Source organism: Staphylococcus sp. Y174-1, from assembly GCF_049897865.1.
Taxonomy (GTDB): domain Bacteria; phylum Bacillota; class Bacilli; order Staphylococcales; family Staphylococcaceae; genus Staphylococcus; species Staphylococcus saprophyticus.
Genome location: NZ_JAFCXB010000001.1, coordinates 982,109 through 996,163, shown reverse-complemented (window position 1 = coordinate 996,163; position 14,055 = coordinate 982,109). Strand labels below are relative to the sequence as shown.

The window sequence follows — 14,055 nt, the reverse complement described above, 5'->3', positions numbered from 1 at the left end:
AAGCAGGAATCAATGTATTACGATTTAATCAGCGAAGGTATCATTTTTATATAAAAAAGTTCACCTATCAATTCAATTAAAGTCTGTGTGATGATCACTGTTGTGGTTATTGTAACCCACTGATCTGGTAATGATAATGCTAGGGGAAGTACGACTAAGGCATTTCTAGTGCTTGTACTAAAGGCTAATGTCCGTAAAATGGATGGTTTTAAATGGAAAAGTTTACCCGTGAAATATCCGATAAAAGGAGCGATTAGCATAAAGATAATATATATAGGCGCTACTTTGACAACAACCGATAAGTCATTAGCGATTTTATTAATTTGTGAACCTACCACGGTAAATAATACCAGTGACATAAAGAGTTCAGGTAGCCAAGAAGTGGCCTTTAAAGTCTGTGACATCACATAATATTTTTTACTCAATAATTGTAAAGTCAATACGAGTAGTAATGGAATAATTATAAATGTGAAAAAAGAATGTATAAACGGCTCTATATCAATTATTGTAAGTATAGATTTATCTAAAAACATTGTTAAATACAGTGGTAATAATAAAATTTGTAAAACAAATAAAATGGGTGTTGAGATAAGCATATATTGAGCGTTGCCTTTACCTAAAGCAGTGAAAACAATGACGTAATCAATACATGGTGTTAATAGTACTAGAAATAGCCCAATTAATATTGCAGATGAGCTTATATTGAAAATAGAAATTAAAAAGTAAACGAAAATAGGTAGAATGACAAAATTAGCAATGATAAGTGCTGTCACAAATTTTAAGTTTAGGACACGCTTTTGTAATTCGAAAAAGGGGATCTGTGAAAACATACTAAACATAAGTATTGCGATACATATAGCTACAAAAGTTTCTAAAATGCCAGATATACCTGGGAAATTGGTCCCTATCAGTATGCCAAGTATTATTGCAGAAAAATAAATATAGATTTGAAAGTGTTCAATTTTTGTTTTGAAATGTTGCATAGTAACCTCACTTTACTGTATATATGATTGAAAATATGAATGGACATAGATTAAAATAAACCTCACAATTCTAAAGTTGATTGAACGAAAGAATGAGGTTTATTTAGTGTTACAGGTTATGATTTTTGTTCCGCTTGCACATTTACTTTATTTTCAATTTTATCTTCATTTGAATTGTCGACACTCAATAATAAAGCGCGAACGACAAGTACACCAGTTAGCAATAGTAATAGATTTTTGAATAATTTCATTCCCATCACACACCTATCTTATTAAACTGAGTTACGCACTGTTTCATGACATGAGGTACCACAACTATAAAGTTATAACGATTATTAAATATATACCCGTTTTTAGTAATTATAAAGGCGTTTAAATATCCTTAATAACAATTTGTTTATTGGCTTTTTTGACTTCGGCAACAAGGGATTGACTATTGTTTTCAACTGACGTATCAGTAACTTCGTCATTTTTAATAGTAAAAAATACTTGGCTTAAAATGCCCATAGCATAGTCGTTAATTGGACTGACTAAGGAAATTGAATTTTCATCTTCTTGAATAGCAAATGCTTGTTTACTTTGATTGATTAGCTGCCATTCAGGTAAATAAGTTAATTTCATAAATAACACTCCCTAAGGTGAATCTAAATGGTTAAATTGTATTGATTATATTATAAACTAAATGTATCAATGAATATACAATTTCAAGAGATTTACAATAGCGCAGTTAAATTGAATTTTTAAGGGAATAACATAGTGAAAATAAAAATCATTAGAGGTGATGTTATGAATTTTCTTATTATTGTAATACTTAGCCTCATTTTTGCATTTTTAGCAACGATGCCATTCTTATTTATTAATACCAGGTTGCATGAAAATACTAATCACTCAAAAGATGAGGTTCAACATGAGAGGGTGCGAGCAGTTAAACGCTTTGTTTACTTTTTTATTTTAGCAATAGTGATTTTGTTAATTTACACTTTTTTAACTGATTAAAGATTAAAATATAGGATGAACGTATGAATTATAGCTGGATGCTTAAGTTAAACTAGCAAAAGTCATGCTATAGAAAGTATATTTTTAAATAATTTAACTATGCTAGATTATAAAAAAGCCCTGCAAAGTCGTTTTCATTTAGTAAATGTCTACTTTGAAGGGCGCATCCGTATTAAATTAGAGATTCTTTGGTACAATATTTAACTAAATATGAGTGCAAATAGGATACCTACAACACCAAAAATAAGCAACATTACTGTAACGCCTAGTAATGATTCTTTTGCTTGTTCAGAACCTCTTAATTTGTATGTGATAAGTGAAACGATACCACAAATTAAAAAGACAAGAGATAGCCAAAAAACAATCATGAAATGTAGATTCAAATCACTACACCTCCTTTAATATGTTTAAATGTTTATAGTGAGTTCAATAAAATTAAATCATTGAACAAGTTTTGTTATATCTCATAGCCTTATCATCTTATCACTAATTAACAAACAGCAATAGGGAAAATATTGAAATTACTGTTTTATATTTAAGTGTAAGCAGCAATAATACAAATTATAGTGAAGTTTGAAAAAAGGGAAAATAGGTAATTTAAAACTGTGACAAGCTTTTATAGGGGGATATCGAATTCAATGGAAGATAATAATTTAAAACAATTGATACAAAGCATCGAATCACTACAATCCAAAAATATTGATGAATATCAAGAATCATTCGAAAAAGTTGAATCTGAAATTGTACAACAAAAAGTTGAGGTAAGAAATTCATTAATGCCTGATAATAATCAAGAAGATGAACGAATTAAGGATATTGCAAATAAGCTAAACGAACATATTAAGACTGGCTTTAGTGAGTTTGAAAAGGTAGATGAAATTCTGAATTATTTAGAACCTGCTTTTCAAAGAGGGAAGGTAGATAAAGCATATGGACGTGCACTTGTACTTTTAGTAGAAAATACAATGATTGAACAAGTGAAAATACATTTTGAACATTCAAAAGATAATGCCAGATTAATGGATTTTATCTTAGATAAGTTAATAGAATTAAGTGAAGAAATCATGCCAGATAATTATACAGAAATTTTGAGATTAGAAAAAAGATTCTTTGAGTTACGATATAGTGAAAAGTAATATACTTTAAATTAAGTAGCTGATTAATGTATAATATGAGTAATATAATGAAGATAGGAGATAGAACGATGAATGAAGTAAATAAAGTAATTTACATTGTTTTAGCCGTTTTCTTGGGTAGTTTTGGTATTCACAAATTTTACGCAAGAAAAACAGGTATGGGTATTCTTTTCCTAGTATTTTGTTGGACAGGTATTCCACAAATTTTAGCGATTATTGGCGCAATTTTAACATTATTCAAACCAGCAGATCAAAACGGTAATGTCTTAGTCTAAAACCAATACAATTTAGGCTGAGTAAAACGAAATGAAATTTAGTTTTTGGATACAAGTAAACCCTACGCATATGAATGCGTAGGGTTTGTTTTGTTAATATATTAATATATGACAATAAAAAGTGGGCTGATACGCATATTTCACTCAGCTTTAAAATATATTGTTAGAGATTAACATATAATTAAAAAAACTTTATAAAATTTACAATTCTTAATTAAATCTTGTGGCGACAGTATACAATTAAAAAACTTTTAAATTTTAAAATGTATCGTAATAGACAAATAGTTATTATTTGTTATGATTAAATAAAGATTTGAAAAAGATTAACAGTGTAACGAATAAAATAAAGATGGTCGAGGTAACGCTTATGACATTTTATGATTTTGTAATTGGTTTTATTGAAGACGATACACCGTTAGGGCAACTTGCACATAATATCATGAGAGATAAAAATTTCCCTAGATATGAAACAAGTTCTATTAAGTTAAACTCGTATTTTTATAGTCATTATTTTGATCACGAAGTATTAGCATCCGCAAAAAGAGCATTGAGTTTATACCTTAATAATATTGAACTTAGATAATTAAAAAGAAGTTTACTTATCGTAATACCAATTTTGTTTTCTCAAAGCGTCTCTAATGTCTTGAGTTTTAAAATTTATTTCGTTATTTCTGATCGAGAAAGGTTCAATTATATTTTGAGCCATCCATGAGTTAATGAGTTCCTTAGGTAAACCATCTAGTTCCATATCACTTTTACTTACAACAAAGCATTCCCAATCAAGTGAAACTTTAGATGGATTAACGTAATTACATTCATTAAGTTGATTCATAAAAACACTCCTTAATATTGTAAATCCGACGTTAACTTTTACCCATGTATGTTGAAAATGAAACGATATTCAAAAAATAAATTATTATTATGTCATTTTTTGAATCATTCATAAAGCATATATAAATTTGAAAGTATTTTATAGAATAGTGCTGTTGCGGTTTAAAGAAATATAAGCTTAAATATAACTCATTTTGTGAACTTATTATAAAAAAATGACCCGAAAAATTTCGACATCTTAATAGTTGTAATTCAAACTGTCGGCAAAGTCTTGGCTTTGTTGGCAGTTTTTTACGCACTCTTTACGCAATCACTGTCTTAGTTTGTAGATTTCGGCTAGCGCTGTTTCCATGGAAATTGGGTCAAATGACTGCCAATGCAATATGAAAAATATGTCCTGCACGATCTACATATATGAATAAATATAAAAAATAGACAAATCTTCCACAAATTAATGTAGTAGATTTGTCTATATCCTAACCTACGCTATCATAATAGTCGTAGGTATTTAAAATCTATTTTTTTGCTACTGTGTATGCTTTACCAAGGTATAATACCGAGGATACAGGCTACAATAATCATAAATAAACTGGAACCAATAGCCCATTTTATGACGATTCTTTGGTTTTGTCCGTATTCAATATCTAACATACCGACAAGTAAGTAACCTGCAGCATATAGTGGACTTAATACATGAAGCGGTTGTCCTAATACCGAAGCTCTTGCCATGTCAACTTTAGAGATACCAAATTGTTGCGCTGATTCAGCAAGTATTGGTAATACACCATAATAAAATGGATCATTTGCCATAAAGTAGGTGAATGGGCCACTAAGTATCGCAGTGATTAAAGCAAAATGGTTGCCCATTGCATCAGGAATAATGTGTACCAAGGCGTTAGCCATTTCATTGACCATCTTAGTACCATTCATTACACCAGTAAAGATACCAGAGGCAAATACTAAACTAATAACAGATAGTACATCGCCAGCGTGTTTTTTTACAACTGAATTTTGAATACTGAGATTTGGATAATTGAGTAAAATTGCAACGCCAAACCAAAGCATAAACATAACTGGAATAGGCATGATACTAATGACCAAACATATGATCAACGAAATGGTAAGCAAGGCATTTGGTATAAGCATTTTAGGTCTTTTAAGTAATGATTCTTCTTTTGTATCTGTAGGTTTAATATCATCTAAGTCAATATCTGTATAAGATGTGATATGTTTTTTGGCACGTTTACCTAATATGTATGCAACGCCAAAAGCAAAAACAATTCCGGCAATCATAGCAGGAATAATTGGTACGAATACTTCTTCAGTAGTGACTTGCAGTGAAGAAATTGCTCGTGCCGTCGGGCCACCCCAAGGTAACATATTCATAACACCTATGGATAGTAGTGCCAGCGTCGATAGTGTATATAAACTCATGCCGATTTTTTTATAAAGTGGCATCATTGCAGTAACAGTGATAATGAAAGTCGTTGTCCCATCGCCATCTAATGCTACCATTGATGCTAAGATAACAGTACCAAAAGTGATTTTAACTGGGTCCCCTTTAACGACTTTTATAATTTGATTAATGACAGGTTCGAATAATCCCGCGTCAATCATCACACCAAAATAGAGTATTGCGAAAGTAAGCATAATTCCTGTTGGTGCAACGGTTTCAATACCATCTAGCATAAATTTACCGAGACCTGCATAAAAACCACCAATCAATGCAAAAATTGTTGGTATAACAATTAACGCAGTTAAGGCTGACATTTTACGTGTCATAATTAATACCATGAATATAATAATCATGATAAAACCTAATATAGCTAAATTCATTTGTAATCCCCCCTATTTTTTATATTATAGCGCTTTCAGAAGATTTGTAAAATTAAAATATGAAAAAACTTTATATTAATTAATAGGGCATATAATTTGAAAATAAAAAAGCCTCTATAATTAACTAAATAACTTTAGAATTATAGAGGTTTAAATATTATATTGAATTGATATGTAAGAGATTAAGCTATAAATCCAGAAATATAAGCTGTCCATATTGGATAACTTAATAAAATAAATGAAAAAATAGATACGCACATTGCAAAAATGTTCGCAATACGATCGCCACGTAGACAAGCGTAAATGTTAATTAATAAGACACCTAAGATAAATAAGCCACCTGTTAAAATAGGTAGGTTACCTTCTAAAACTTTTCCAATTGCAAGTAAAGGTGTTGCTAACGTAATTAACGACAAGAATAGTGACAATAAGGTTGTAGCATATTTCAAAGTATTCAGTCCTCTCTTGTATTTTAAAATGATATCAATTTAAAAAAATTAAAACTGTTTTGTACTTACTTAAAAATAATATTTGCTTATGCGTAGGATTGCAGGTTATTTTAAAATATTAAGAGGTAGAATGATATATTCATGTTAAATGAAACACAGTCAATCATTAATACAAACGCTTTATTCACCAATATATGGCGTATTTTAATTAATAGGTATCAACGGTATGATTTATTCGAATAACTCGATATCTTGCTTGTTAAAGTAGTAAATGAGCCAATGTTCATCTACGTAATAGTCTTCATATTTTCTAGCGTGTTGTTCCAAAACCAGTGTCTCAAAATTGAGATTGCTGAAAAATACTTTGCCACTAATATTATTTGAAACAAGAGAAGTCATTAAAATCTCAATTTGTTTTTCATTACATATTTCGAAGACTTTACGCATTAACAAGTTTGATATAGATGCTCGTGCGTTGTGATTTTCACCTTTTACACACATGTTTTCCAATGTAGCTTTATGCGCTATACTATATCGATTTGTATGAATTAATGTGACAGCACCAATTAATTCCTCACCATCAAATGCACCGATAATATTGTAGTCCGTAGTCTCCGGTGATAGGATTCTAGAAATATTTGCCTCTTCAAGACATTTTTTATTTTGCAGTTTCCATGCCATAACCTCAAGTTTCTTATCAATACCTTGTAGTAAAAGCGCGTGATATATAGGAAGATCTTCAATTGTTAAATAACGAATATGAGTCATTTATTCCCTCCTTATCCAGAAAACTAAATTATTAAGTATAAGTACTGTAGTTAAGCGATTTATATATAATACTAAAGGAAAAAATTTATTTGAGCAATACTATATTTAATTTTTTGTAAAGATATGTATAAATTTAGAGTTCAAGTTATAAAAAAATATATTTTTATAAAGTTTAAACCATTCCTTAATATAATTTTTAAGTAACGAAATTAAATAGGATAATTATGCTATAATATGGTGAGTTATATAAATGAAAGCGGAGGCATAAATTATGGGGGCTTTAGTAACAATCATAGTTTCTTTAATCGTGCTTATTCTTATTTCTTTTTCAATATTAATTGTATGTCTGTATAACCAATATAAAGACAATTAAAAGTATTTAAAACATGAGACTTCAAGAACAAGCAACAAGAACTGAATAGCAAAGAAAACCCCCGAAATTCAATTTAGAATTTCGGGGGAATTACATATTAATATTAATCTACAACTGCTACATTTAAGTCAACTTCTATATTACCACGTGTCGCTTTTGAATAAGGACAAAACTCATGCGCATCTTGTAAATATTTCTCTGCTTCTTCTTGAGATAATACGTTTTTAACTTTTGCATCAATAGAAACACTTAATTTAGGGCTCTCTGCTTCTGGATCATCTTCTAAACGAACAGTCAAAGTAACTTCTGGCTCAGCGCCTCTTACTTTATTTTGTTTTAAGATTAAATCGAAAGCACCATTAAAGCATGAAGCGTAACCTGCTGCGAACAATTGCTCTGGGTTCGTACCTTTTTCAGCATCGGCTTGAGCTGGTGGTACAATCGCTACATCAATTGCTTTATCATCAGTTTGAACGTGTCCATTACGTCCACCTGTATTTGTCGCTTTTGTTTCATAATTTACTGCCATACTTATTACCTCCTAAAATTTTCATATTTATTCTTTACCCAACAAATAAAATTTAAATCATTCTAAGATATCAAGAAAATATAATTTAAGGATTATTTGTAATTTTTTTCGAAGTTGTTATACAATTATAAATATTATTAAAAAGAGGGCGTTTTTAAATGACTGAAGTAAAAGTTGCTGTAACCATTGCACCAGAACAAGAACTCTCACAATCAACGATAGATGATTTAATACAGTTTCAAGATTCAATTGATATTATTGAATTACGAATCGATCAATGGACAAATCTAAACGAAATTGCTATCGAAAAAGTTGTTGAAGATCTTCAAAGTTTAAAACTAAATAAAAAGCTATTAGTGACGTATCGAACTTCAAATCAAGGTGGTTTAGGTGATTTTGGGGAGGATGACTATATACAAATTCTAAGGAAAATTTCTAATTGCCAAAATATAGATATGTTAGATATAGAATTTGATCAAACTAGATCACTCAATATTTTACAAGAACTGATTGAACTAGCTCATAAAAATCAAGTTCAAGTCGTACTGTCTCACCATAATTTTAAGGAAACACCAAAGCTTGAAGCGTTAAAGCATTTATTTTATAAAATGCAGCAGCTTGATTCGGATTATATAAAAGTTGCTGTGATGCCTCATGGTAAACAGGATGTACTAAACCTATTGAATGCAATGTCTGATACTGCAGATGTTGTTACGCAACATGTAGTGGGCATTGCCATGTCTAAGATTGGTTTAATATCAAGAACAGCACAGGGTGTATTTGGAGGGTCGATTTCATATGGCTGTTTAGACACACCCAAAGCGCCGGGACAAATACATGTTTCCACGTTAAAAAAGCAACTTAGTATGTACGAGTAATTTGAAAATATATTGTACCTGTCTTATAATTGAAAATAGTTATCATTGACGAAAGGGCGATATATAATGGAACTACAAGAAGCAATTGCGAATCGTAGAAGTGTTAAAATTTTTAAAAGAGATATGACTATAGATGACGACGCTTTATACAAAGCAATCAAACAGGCTACAGATGCGCCTAACCATGGTCTAAGAGAACCTTGGAGAGTAGTTCATATTGCAAAAGATAGATTAGGAGATATGAGTAAACAATTATCAGAAATAGCATTTCCTAATTTACAGAAAAAACAGCAAAACCATTATGAAGTAGCCACACATTTAGGTGGTATGCTTGCTTTAATTGTCAAAGAAGATCCTAGACAAAAAGAAAACTTGGAAAATCATATGGCTTTTGGTGCATTTGCTCAAAATTTAATGCTCTTATTACACGAAGCAGGTATAGGTACATGTTGGAAATCACCTGCATATATTTTTACACCAGAAATTAGAGAACTCTTTGGGGTTAAAGATGATGAAAAATTAGTGGGGTTGTTATATTTAACAGATTTAGAAGACGAGTTACCTCATAGAGAGCGTCACTTTAATGAAATAATAGAAAAATTTTAATTGCTATAAGTACTGTGATGCATTGCATCATATTAAAAAGGAAGCTGAAACATAACTAAAGATGTTTCAGCTTCCTTTTATTGTTTAAAAATTAAGTGATTATTTAAACGTTTCTTCTAAAAATGATTCAACTTGATCTGGTGATTTCGCATTAGCAGAATGTAGGTGTGCTAATTTTTCACCATTTTTGAATACGAGTAAACTAGGGATGCCCATAACGTCATTTTCTGCTGCAACATCTTCTAATTCATCACGGTTAACAGTGAACCAACCATAATCATTGTATTTTTCTTGAATTGGATCAATCCACATATCCATTGCTTTACAATCAGGGCACCAACCAGCTTCGAATTTTACAATCACTGGATTATCGCTTTGAATTGTTTCTTTAAATGCATCATTTGTGTTAATAGGTTTCATTGATTTTGCTCCTTTTTTTGATATTAGTAATACCATTATAACGGACGATTGTATGTTATAAAAAAAATCAGCTTATTAATTAGAGCGTTTTTGTAACAAATTTGATATATTAGTGATAACTAGTTATAGGAGGTACAGAATCATGATAAAATTTTACCAGTATCCTAATTGTACAACTTGTAAAAAAGCAGCTAAATTTTTACAAGATTACGGTGTGAGTTTTGAACCCATAGATATCGTACAGCATACACCAACTAAAAATGAGTTTAAAGAAATACTAGAAGTAACTGATATCGATATTAATAAATTGTTCAATACGCATGGCGCTAAATATCGTGAATTAGGTTTAAAAGATAAACTTAAAGATTTAACAGATGATGAAAAGTTAGATTTATTATCTGCCAATGGCATGTTGGTTAAAAGACCGCTAGCGATTTCAGGTGACAAAGTAACTGTTGGATTTAAAGAAGACGAATATAAAGCAACTTGGTTGTCATAAAATAATAAAGGCGATTAAATTACGTTGGACTATTATTTTGACAAAATAATGAAAACGCTTTACCGGTGTTTTTCGAAAACATTATAATAATTTAAAGATGCCATTAAATAGTTGATTGTATGCTATTCATATGGCATCATTAATATGTAAAAACATTTAGGAGGGGATTCTCGTGGCAGTACCGAGTGAATTAAAATATTCTAAAGAACATGAGTGGGTAAAAGTTGAAGGTAATACAGTAACAATTGGTATCACTGAATATGCACAAGGTGAACTTGGCGATATCGTATTCGTTGAATTACCAGAAGTTGATGATGAAATTAATGAAGGCGACACGTTTGGTAGTGTTGAGTCCGTAAAAACAGTTTCAGAACTTTATGCGCCAGTATCAGGTAAAGTTTTAGAATCTAATGAAGAACTAGAAGACAGTCCAGAATTCGTAAATGAATCACCTTACGAAAAAGCTTGGATGGTAAAAGTTGAATTAAGTGACGAAAGTCAATTAGATGAATTAATGTCAGCAGAACAATATTCTGAAATGATTGGTGAATAATATTACATAGAACTCCATGATATAACTATCTTGGAGTTTTTATTTTACCTTTTTTTATCTATATTCAAATGAGACTAATCAAAAAATTGTTAAGACTTTGTAAATGCAGACGTTGTCATTTGTTGTAGGTAAGTGTATTTAGCTGACAAAAATGGATTGCCATAATAAGATGAAATTAGAAAACTGTAAAGGATGTTTATGGTCACTCAGTATTGTGAAGAACTAAATAGAGAAATTTACTATCAACATTTAGAGGGTGGATGTCATGGCGATACTAAACCAAGTAATTATTGTAGAAGGAAAGTCAGACAAAAAGCGGGTAAAACAAGTAATCGATCAACCAATCGATATTATTTGTACTAATGGTACGATGGGTGTCGATAAAATTGATGAAATGATTGATACATTATACGATAAACAAGTGTATATACTTGTCGATGCCGATGATGAAGGTGAAAAAATTCGAAAATGGTTTAAACGATATTTAAGTGAAAGTAGACATATAAGAATTGATAAACAATATTGTGAGGTTGCACGTTGTCCTAAACGATATTTATCCAGAGTGCTTGAAAAGCATGGGTTTACGGTAAAGGATGAAGAAAAAGTAGCTAAAGCGAAATTGGATTATATAGCTGAAAGGGTAAGTTTATTAACATGAAGTTAACAAATCAACAACGCGTCAATATAGATGAACATATAAATCAGGAAAAATATCTTATATTTGGATACACACCGACATGTGGTACCTGTAAAGTTTCTGAAAGAATGTTAGACATTGCTAATGAAATATTAAAATTACCAATTACTAAAATCGATTTGAATTTTCATCCAGATTTTAGTCAGGAACATGAAATACAATCTGTACCTGTGTTGATGTTGATGTCAAAAGGTGAAGAGCAAAAAAGAATTTACGCATTTCAATCCGTCCCTAATTTGTTAGAAAATTTAAAATAATTATTGACGAATCATTAGTGCGATGGTAGGATTAAAAATAATTAAATAACGAAACTCTTATCACGAGAGGTGGAGGGATGTGCCCTTTGAAGCCCGGCAACCGTCTGTAACAGAAATGGTGCCAATTCACATAAAGTTCATAGAAACTTTAGAAGATGAGAGAAGCAAACGTTGCTTTCTCTATTCTTCAATGAACATAGGGAAAGCATTTTTTATTTAATTGAAACAAAGCAATACGAGGAGGCAACAGAATGATTGAGTTAAATCAAATAGTCAAAAGGTACAAAACGAAAAAACAGGACGTACTTGCTGTAGATCATGTTGATTTAAGTATTCAATCAGGCTCAATTTTTGGTGTTGTTGGTTTTTCAGGTGCGGGGAAAAGTACATTAATAAGACTTTTAAATCATCTTGAGCAACCAACATCAGGAGACGTTATTATAGATGGTGACACTATAGGTAAGCTATCAAAATCGGACTTAAGAAAAAAACGTCAAAAAGTGAGTATGATTTTTCAACATTTCAATTTATTATGGTCACGTACTGTATTAAACAATATTACATTCCCATTAGAAATCGCAGGGATTTCACGACAAGAAGCCAAGCAACGTGCGCTTGAGTTAGTGGAATTGGTCGGATTGAAAGGGAGAGAAGATGCTTATCCTTCAGAATTATCAGGTGGGCAAAAACAACGTGTGGGTATTGCGAGAGCATTAGCTAACGAACCATCTGTATTATTATGTGATGAAGCGACAAGTGCATTAGATCCACAGACAACAGATGAAATATTAGAACTATTATTGAAAATAAAAGAAGAAAGAAACTTAACCATCGTTATTATTACACATGAAATGCATGTCATTAGACGTATTTGCGATGAAGTTGCAGTAATGGAAAATGGTAAAGTGATAGAACAAGGCAAAGTTTCAAGTGTATTCGAAAATCCACAACACGATGTGACAAAACGCTTTGTGAAGGATGACTTAAATGATGACTTCGACGAATCAATTAGTGAACTCGTGTCACTTAATGAAAATGATTACGTTGTGCGTTTGAATTTTACTGGGAACAACGCAACGGAACCATTAGTGTCATACATAACGAAGACACACAATTTAGATGTCAATATTTTGGAAGCTAATATTAAACATACAAAAGACGGTTCTATCGGATTTTTAATCATACAATTTGCCGTTGCAAATTCAGAAAAATTTGAAAAATTCAAGAATGATTTAGAGGCACAACATGTATCTGTGGAGGTGGTTAGACATGGGTAATTCATTAAGCGATATCCTCCGAGAAATGTTTACAATGCCAAACGTAAGCTGGGAAGAAGTTTGGGTTGCAACATATGAAACCATCTATATGACGGTAATAGCAACAATATTTGCATTTGTTTTAGGAATTATTTTAGGTGTCTTGCTCTTTTTATCAGCTAAAAGTAAGTCGCCAGTCGCTAGAGTATTTTATAGCATTGTTTCATTCATTGTGAATTTATTCAGAGCGATTCCGTTTATCATTTTAATCTTATTGTTAATTCCATTTACAAGTTTAGTATTAGGCACAATCAGTGGTCCTACAGGTGCATTGCCAGCATTAATCATCAGTGCAGCACCATTCTATGCAAGATTAGTGGAAATCGCATTTAAAGAAATTGATAAAGGTGTAATCGAAGCGGCTTGGTCAATGGGAGCGAGTACTTGGACTGTAGTGAGAAAAGTACTTTTACCAGAAGCAATGCCAGCATTAGTATCTGGCATCACAGTGACAGCCATCGCATTAGTTGGTTCTACAGCAGTTGCAGGTGTCATCGGTGCAGGTGGTTTAGGTAACTTAGCTTATTTAACAGGATTCACACGTAATCAAAATGATGTCATATTTGTTTCAACTATTTTAATACTTATTATTGTGTTCATTATTCAATTTATTGGTGATTGGGCAACAAATAAAATTGATAAAAGATAAATTC

21 protein-coding genes and 1 riboswitch are annotated in these 14,055 nt (G+C 31.2%); of the genes, 11 read left to right on the top strand and 10 right to left on the bottom strand.

Features of this window, described 5'->3' with window-relative positions; translation table 11 throughout:
* Window positions 1-17 precede the first annotated feature (17 nt).
* The 4 genes from ACP7BT_RS04955 to tsaT all read right to left on the bottom strand — a co-directional run bounded on the left by ACP7BT_RS04955 (window position 18) and on the right by tsaT (window position 2,362).
* A complete protein-coding gene (locus ACP7BT_RS04955) occupies window positions 18-983 on the bottom strand; it encodes an arsenic resistance protein (protein ID WP_041079638.1) in 966 nt (321 codons plus the stop codon).
* A gap of 116 nt (window positions 984-1,099) precedes the next feature.
* Window positions 1,100-1,234 (bottom strand): hypothetical protein, encoded by a 135-nt coding sequence (locus tag ACP7BT_RS04950; protein WP_011303560.1) that lies wholly within the window; start codon window positions 1,232-1,234, stop codon window positions 1,100-1,102.
* A gap of 121 nt (window positions 1,235-1,355) precedes the next feature.
* Entirely contained in the window at window positions 1,356-1,604 is a 249-nt protein-coding gene (locus ACP7BT_RS04945; protein ID WP_041079636.1) for a hypothetical protein, read from the bottom strand.
* 575 nt (window positions 1,605-2,179) lie between these two features.
* Window positions 2,180-2,362: a type II toxin-antitoxin system toxin TsaT gene (gene tsaT / locus ACP7BT_RS04940; RefSeq protein WP_011303557.1), complete on the bottom strand. Its 183-nt coding sequence runs from the start codon at window positions 2,360-2,362 to the stop codon at window positions 2,180-2,182.
* 255 nt (window positions 2,363-2,617) lie between these two features.
* Between tsaT and ACP7BT_RS04935 the strand changes: the two genes are divergently transcribed.
* From ACP7BT_RS04935 to ACP7BT_RS04925, 3 genes are all read left to right on the top strand, one after another.
* Window positions 2,618-3,115 carry a hypothetical protein gene (locus tag ACP7BT_RS04935; protein ID WP_426303744.1) on the top strand — a complete coding sequence of 166 codons (498 nt, stop codon included), beginning with the start codon at window positions 2,618-2,620 and terminating at the stop codon, window positions 3,113-3,115.
* Window positions 3,116-3,183: 68 nt separating this feature from the next.
* The gene (locus ACP7BT_RS04930) at window positions 3,184-3,390 is read left to right on the top strand and encodes a TM2 domain-containing protein (protein WP_002483856.1); all 207 of its coding nucleotides are present in this window, start codon (window positions 3,184-3,186) and stop codon (window positions 3,388-3,390) included.
* 367 nt (window positions 3,391-3,757) lie between these two features.
* The gene (locus ACP7BT_RS04925) at window positions 3,758-3,973 is read left to right on the top strand and encodes a YozE family protein (protein ID WP_037538918.1); all 216 of its coding nucleotides are present in this window, start codon (window positions 3,758-3,760) and stop codon (window positions 3,971-3,973) included.
* 12 nt (window positions 3,974-3,985) lie between these two features.
* On the opposite strand, the gene ACP7BT_RS04920 is transcribed toward ACP7BT_RS04925, so the two are convergent.
* The 5 genes from ACP7BT_RS04920 to ACP7BT_RS04900 all read right to left on the bottom strand — a co-directional run bounded on the left by ACP7BT_RS04920 (window position 3,986) and on the right by ACP7BT_RS04900 (window position 8,176).
* Window positions 3,986-4,222: a hypothetical protein gene (locus tag ACP7BT_RS04920; protein WP_011303554.1), complete on the bottom strand. Its 237-nt coding sequence runs from the start codon at window positions 4,220-4,222 to the stop codon at window positions 3,986-3,988.
* 539 nt (window positions 4,223-4,761) lie between these two features.
* On the bottom strand, window positions 4,762-6,057 hold the full coding sequence (locus ACP7BT_RS04915) for a CitMHS family transporter (RefSeq protein WP_041079632.1): 1,296 nt from the start codon (window positions 6,055-6,057) through the stop codon (window positions 4,762-4,764).
* Between the two features lie 182 nt (window positions 6,058-6,239).
* Window positions 6,240-6,506, bottom strand: coding sequence for a hypothetical protein (locus ACP7BT_RS04910; RefSeq protein WP_041079630.1), 267 nt, complete (start codon window positions 6,504-6,506; stop codon window positions 6,240-6,242).
* Between the two features lie 231 nt (window positions 6,507-6,737).
* Window positions 6,738-7,274, bottom strand: a complete 537-nt coding sequence (locus tag ACP7BT_RS04905; RefSeq protein ID WP_041079628.1) for a GNAT family N-acetyltransferase — start codon at window positions 7,272-7,274, stop codon at window positions 6,738-6,740.
* 476 nt (window positions 7,275-7,750) lie between these two features.
* Window positions 7,751-8,176 carry an organic hydroperoxide resistance protein gene (locus ACP7BT_RS04900; RefSeq protein WP_011303551.1) on the bottom strand — a complete coding sequence of 142 codons (426 nt, stop codon included), beginning with the start codon at window positions 8,174-8,176 and terminating at the stop codon, window positions 7,751-7,753.
* A gap of 158 nt (window positions 8,177-8,334) precedes the next feature.
* On the opposite strand from ACP7BT_RS04900, the gene aroD reads away from it, so the two are divergent.
* Both aroD and ACP7BT_RS04890 read left to right on the top strand, forming a co-directional pair.
* Window positions 8,335-9,054, top strand: a complete 720-nt coding sequence (gene aroD / locus ACP7BT_RS04895; protein WP_041079626.1) for a type I 3-dehydroquinate dehydratase — start codon at window positions 8,335-8,337, stop codon at window positions 9,052-9,054.
* A 66-nt stretch (window positions 9,055-9,120) separates the two neighbouring features.
* Window positions 9,121-9,660, top strand: coding sequence for a nitroreductase family protein (locus tag ACP7BT_RS04890; RefSeq protein WP_002483850.1), 540 nt, complete (start codon window positions 9,121-9,123; stop codon window positions 9,658-9,660).
* Window positions 9,661-9,759: 99 nt separating this feature from the next.
* Here the strand turns inward: ACP7BT_RS04890 and ACP7BT_RS04885 are convergent, their stop codons facing one another.
* The gene (locus tag ACP7BT_RS04885) at window positions 9,760-10,080 is read right to left on the bottom strand and encodes a thioredoxin family protein (RefSeq protein ID WP_011303549.1); all 321 of its coding nucleotides are present in this window, start codon (window positions 10,078-10,080) and stop codon (window positions 9,760-9,762) included.
* A gap of 142 nt (window positions 10,081-10,222) precedes the next feature.
* On the opposite strand from ACP7BT_RS04885, the gene ACP7BT_RS04880 reads away from it, so the two are divergent.
* From ACP7BT_RS04880 to ACP7BT_RS04855, 6 genes are all read left to right on the top strand, one after another.
* Window positions 10,223-10,579, top strand: a complete 357-nt coding sequence (locus tag ACP7BT_RS04880) for an arsenate reductase family protein (protein ID WP_011303548.1) — start codon at window positions 10,223-10,225, stop codon at window positions 10,577-10,579.
* A gap of 172 nt (window positions 10,580-10,751) precedes the next feature.
* Window positions 10,752-11,132, top strand: coding sequence for a glycine cleavage system protein GcvH (gcvH, locus tag ACP7BT_RS04875; protein WP_002483847.1), 381 nt, complete (start codon window positions 10,752-10,754; stop codon window positions 11,130-11,132).
* A gap of 265 nt (window positions 11,133-11,397) precedes the next feature.
* Complete coding sequence (locus tag ACP7BT_RS04870; RefSeq protein ID WP_011303546.1) at window positions 11,398-11,790, top strand: toprim domain-containing protein; 393 nt, start codon at window positions 11,398-11,400, stop codon at window positions 11,788-11,790.
* On the top strand, window positions 11,787-12,086 hold the full coding sequence (locus tag ACP7BT_RS04865; protein WP_037538911.1) for a thioredoxin family protein: 300 nt from the start codon (window positions 11,787-11,789) through the stop codon (window positions 12,084-12,086). The genes ACP7BT_RS04870 and ACP7BT_RS04865 overlap by 4 nt, the downstream gene beginning before the upstream one ends.
* A 54-nt stretch (window positions 12,087-12,140) precedes the next feature.
* Window positions 12,141-12,248, top strand: a riboswitch (SAM riboswitch).
* 89 nt (window positions 12,249-12,337) lie between these two features.
* On the top strand, window positions 12,338-13,363 hold the full coding sequence (locus ACP7BT_RS04860) for a methionine ABC transporter ATP-binding protein (RefSeq protein ID WP_041079624.1): 1,026 nt from the start codon (window positions 12,338-12,340) through the stop codon (window positions 13,361-13,363).
* A complete protein-coding gene (locus tag ACP7BT_RS04855; protein ID WP_037538908.1) occupies window positions 13,356-14,051 on the top strand; it encodes a methionine ABC transporter permease in 696 nt (231 codons plus the stop codon). The genes ACP7BT_RS04860 and ACP7BT_RS04855 overlap by 8 nt, the downstream gene beginning before the upstream one ends.
* Window positions 14,052-14,055: the final 4 nt, after the last annotated feature.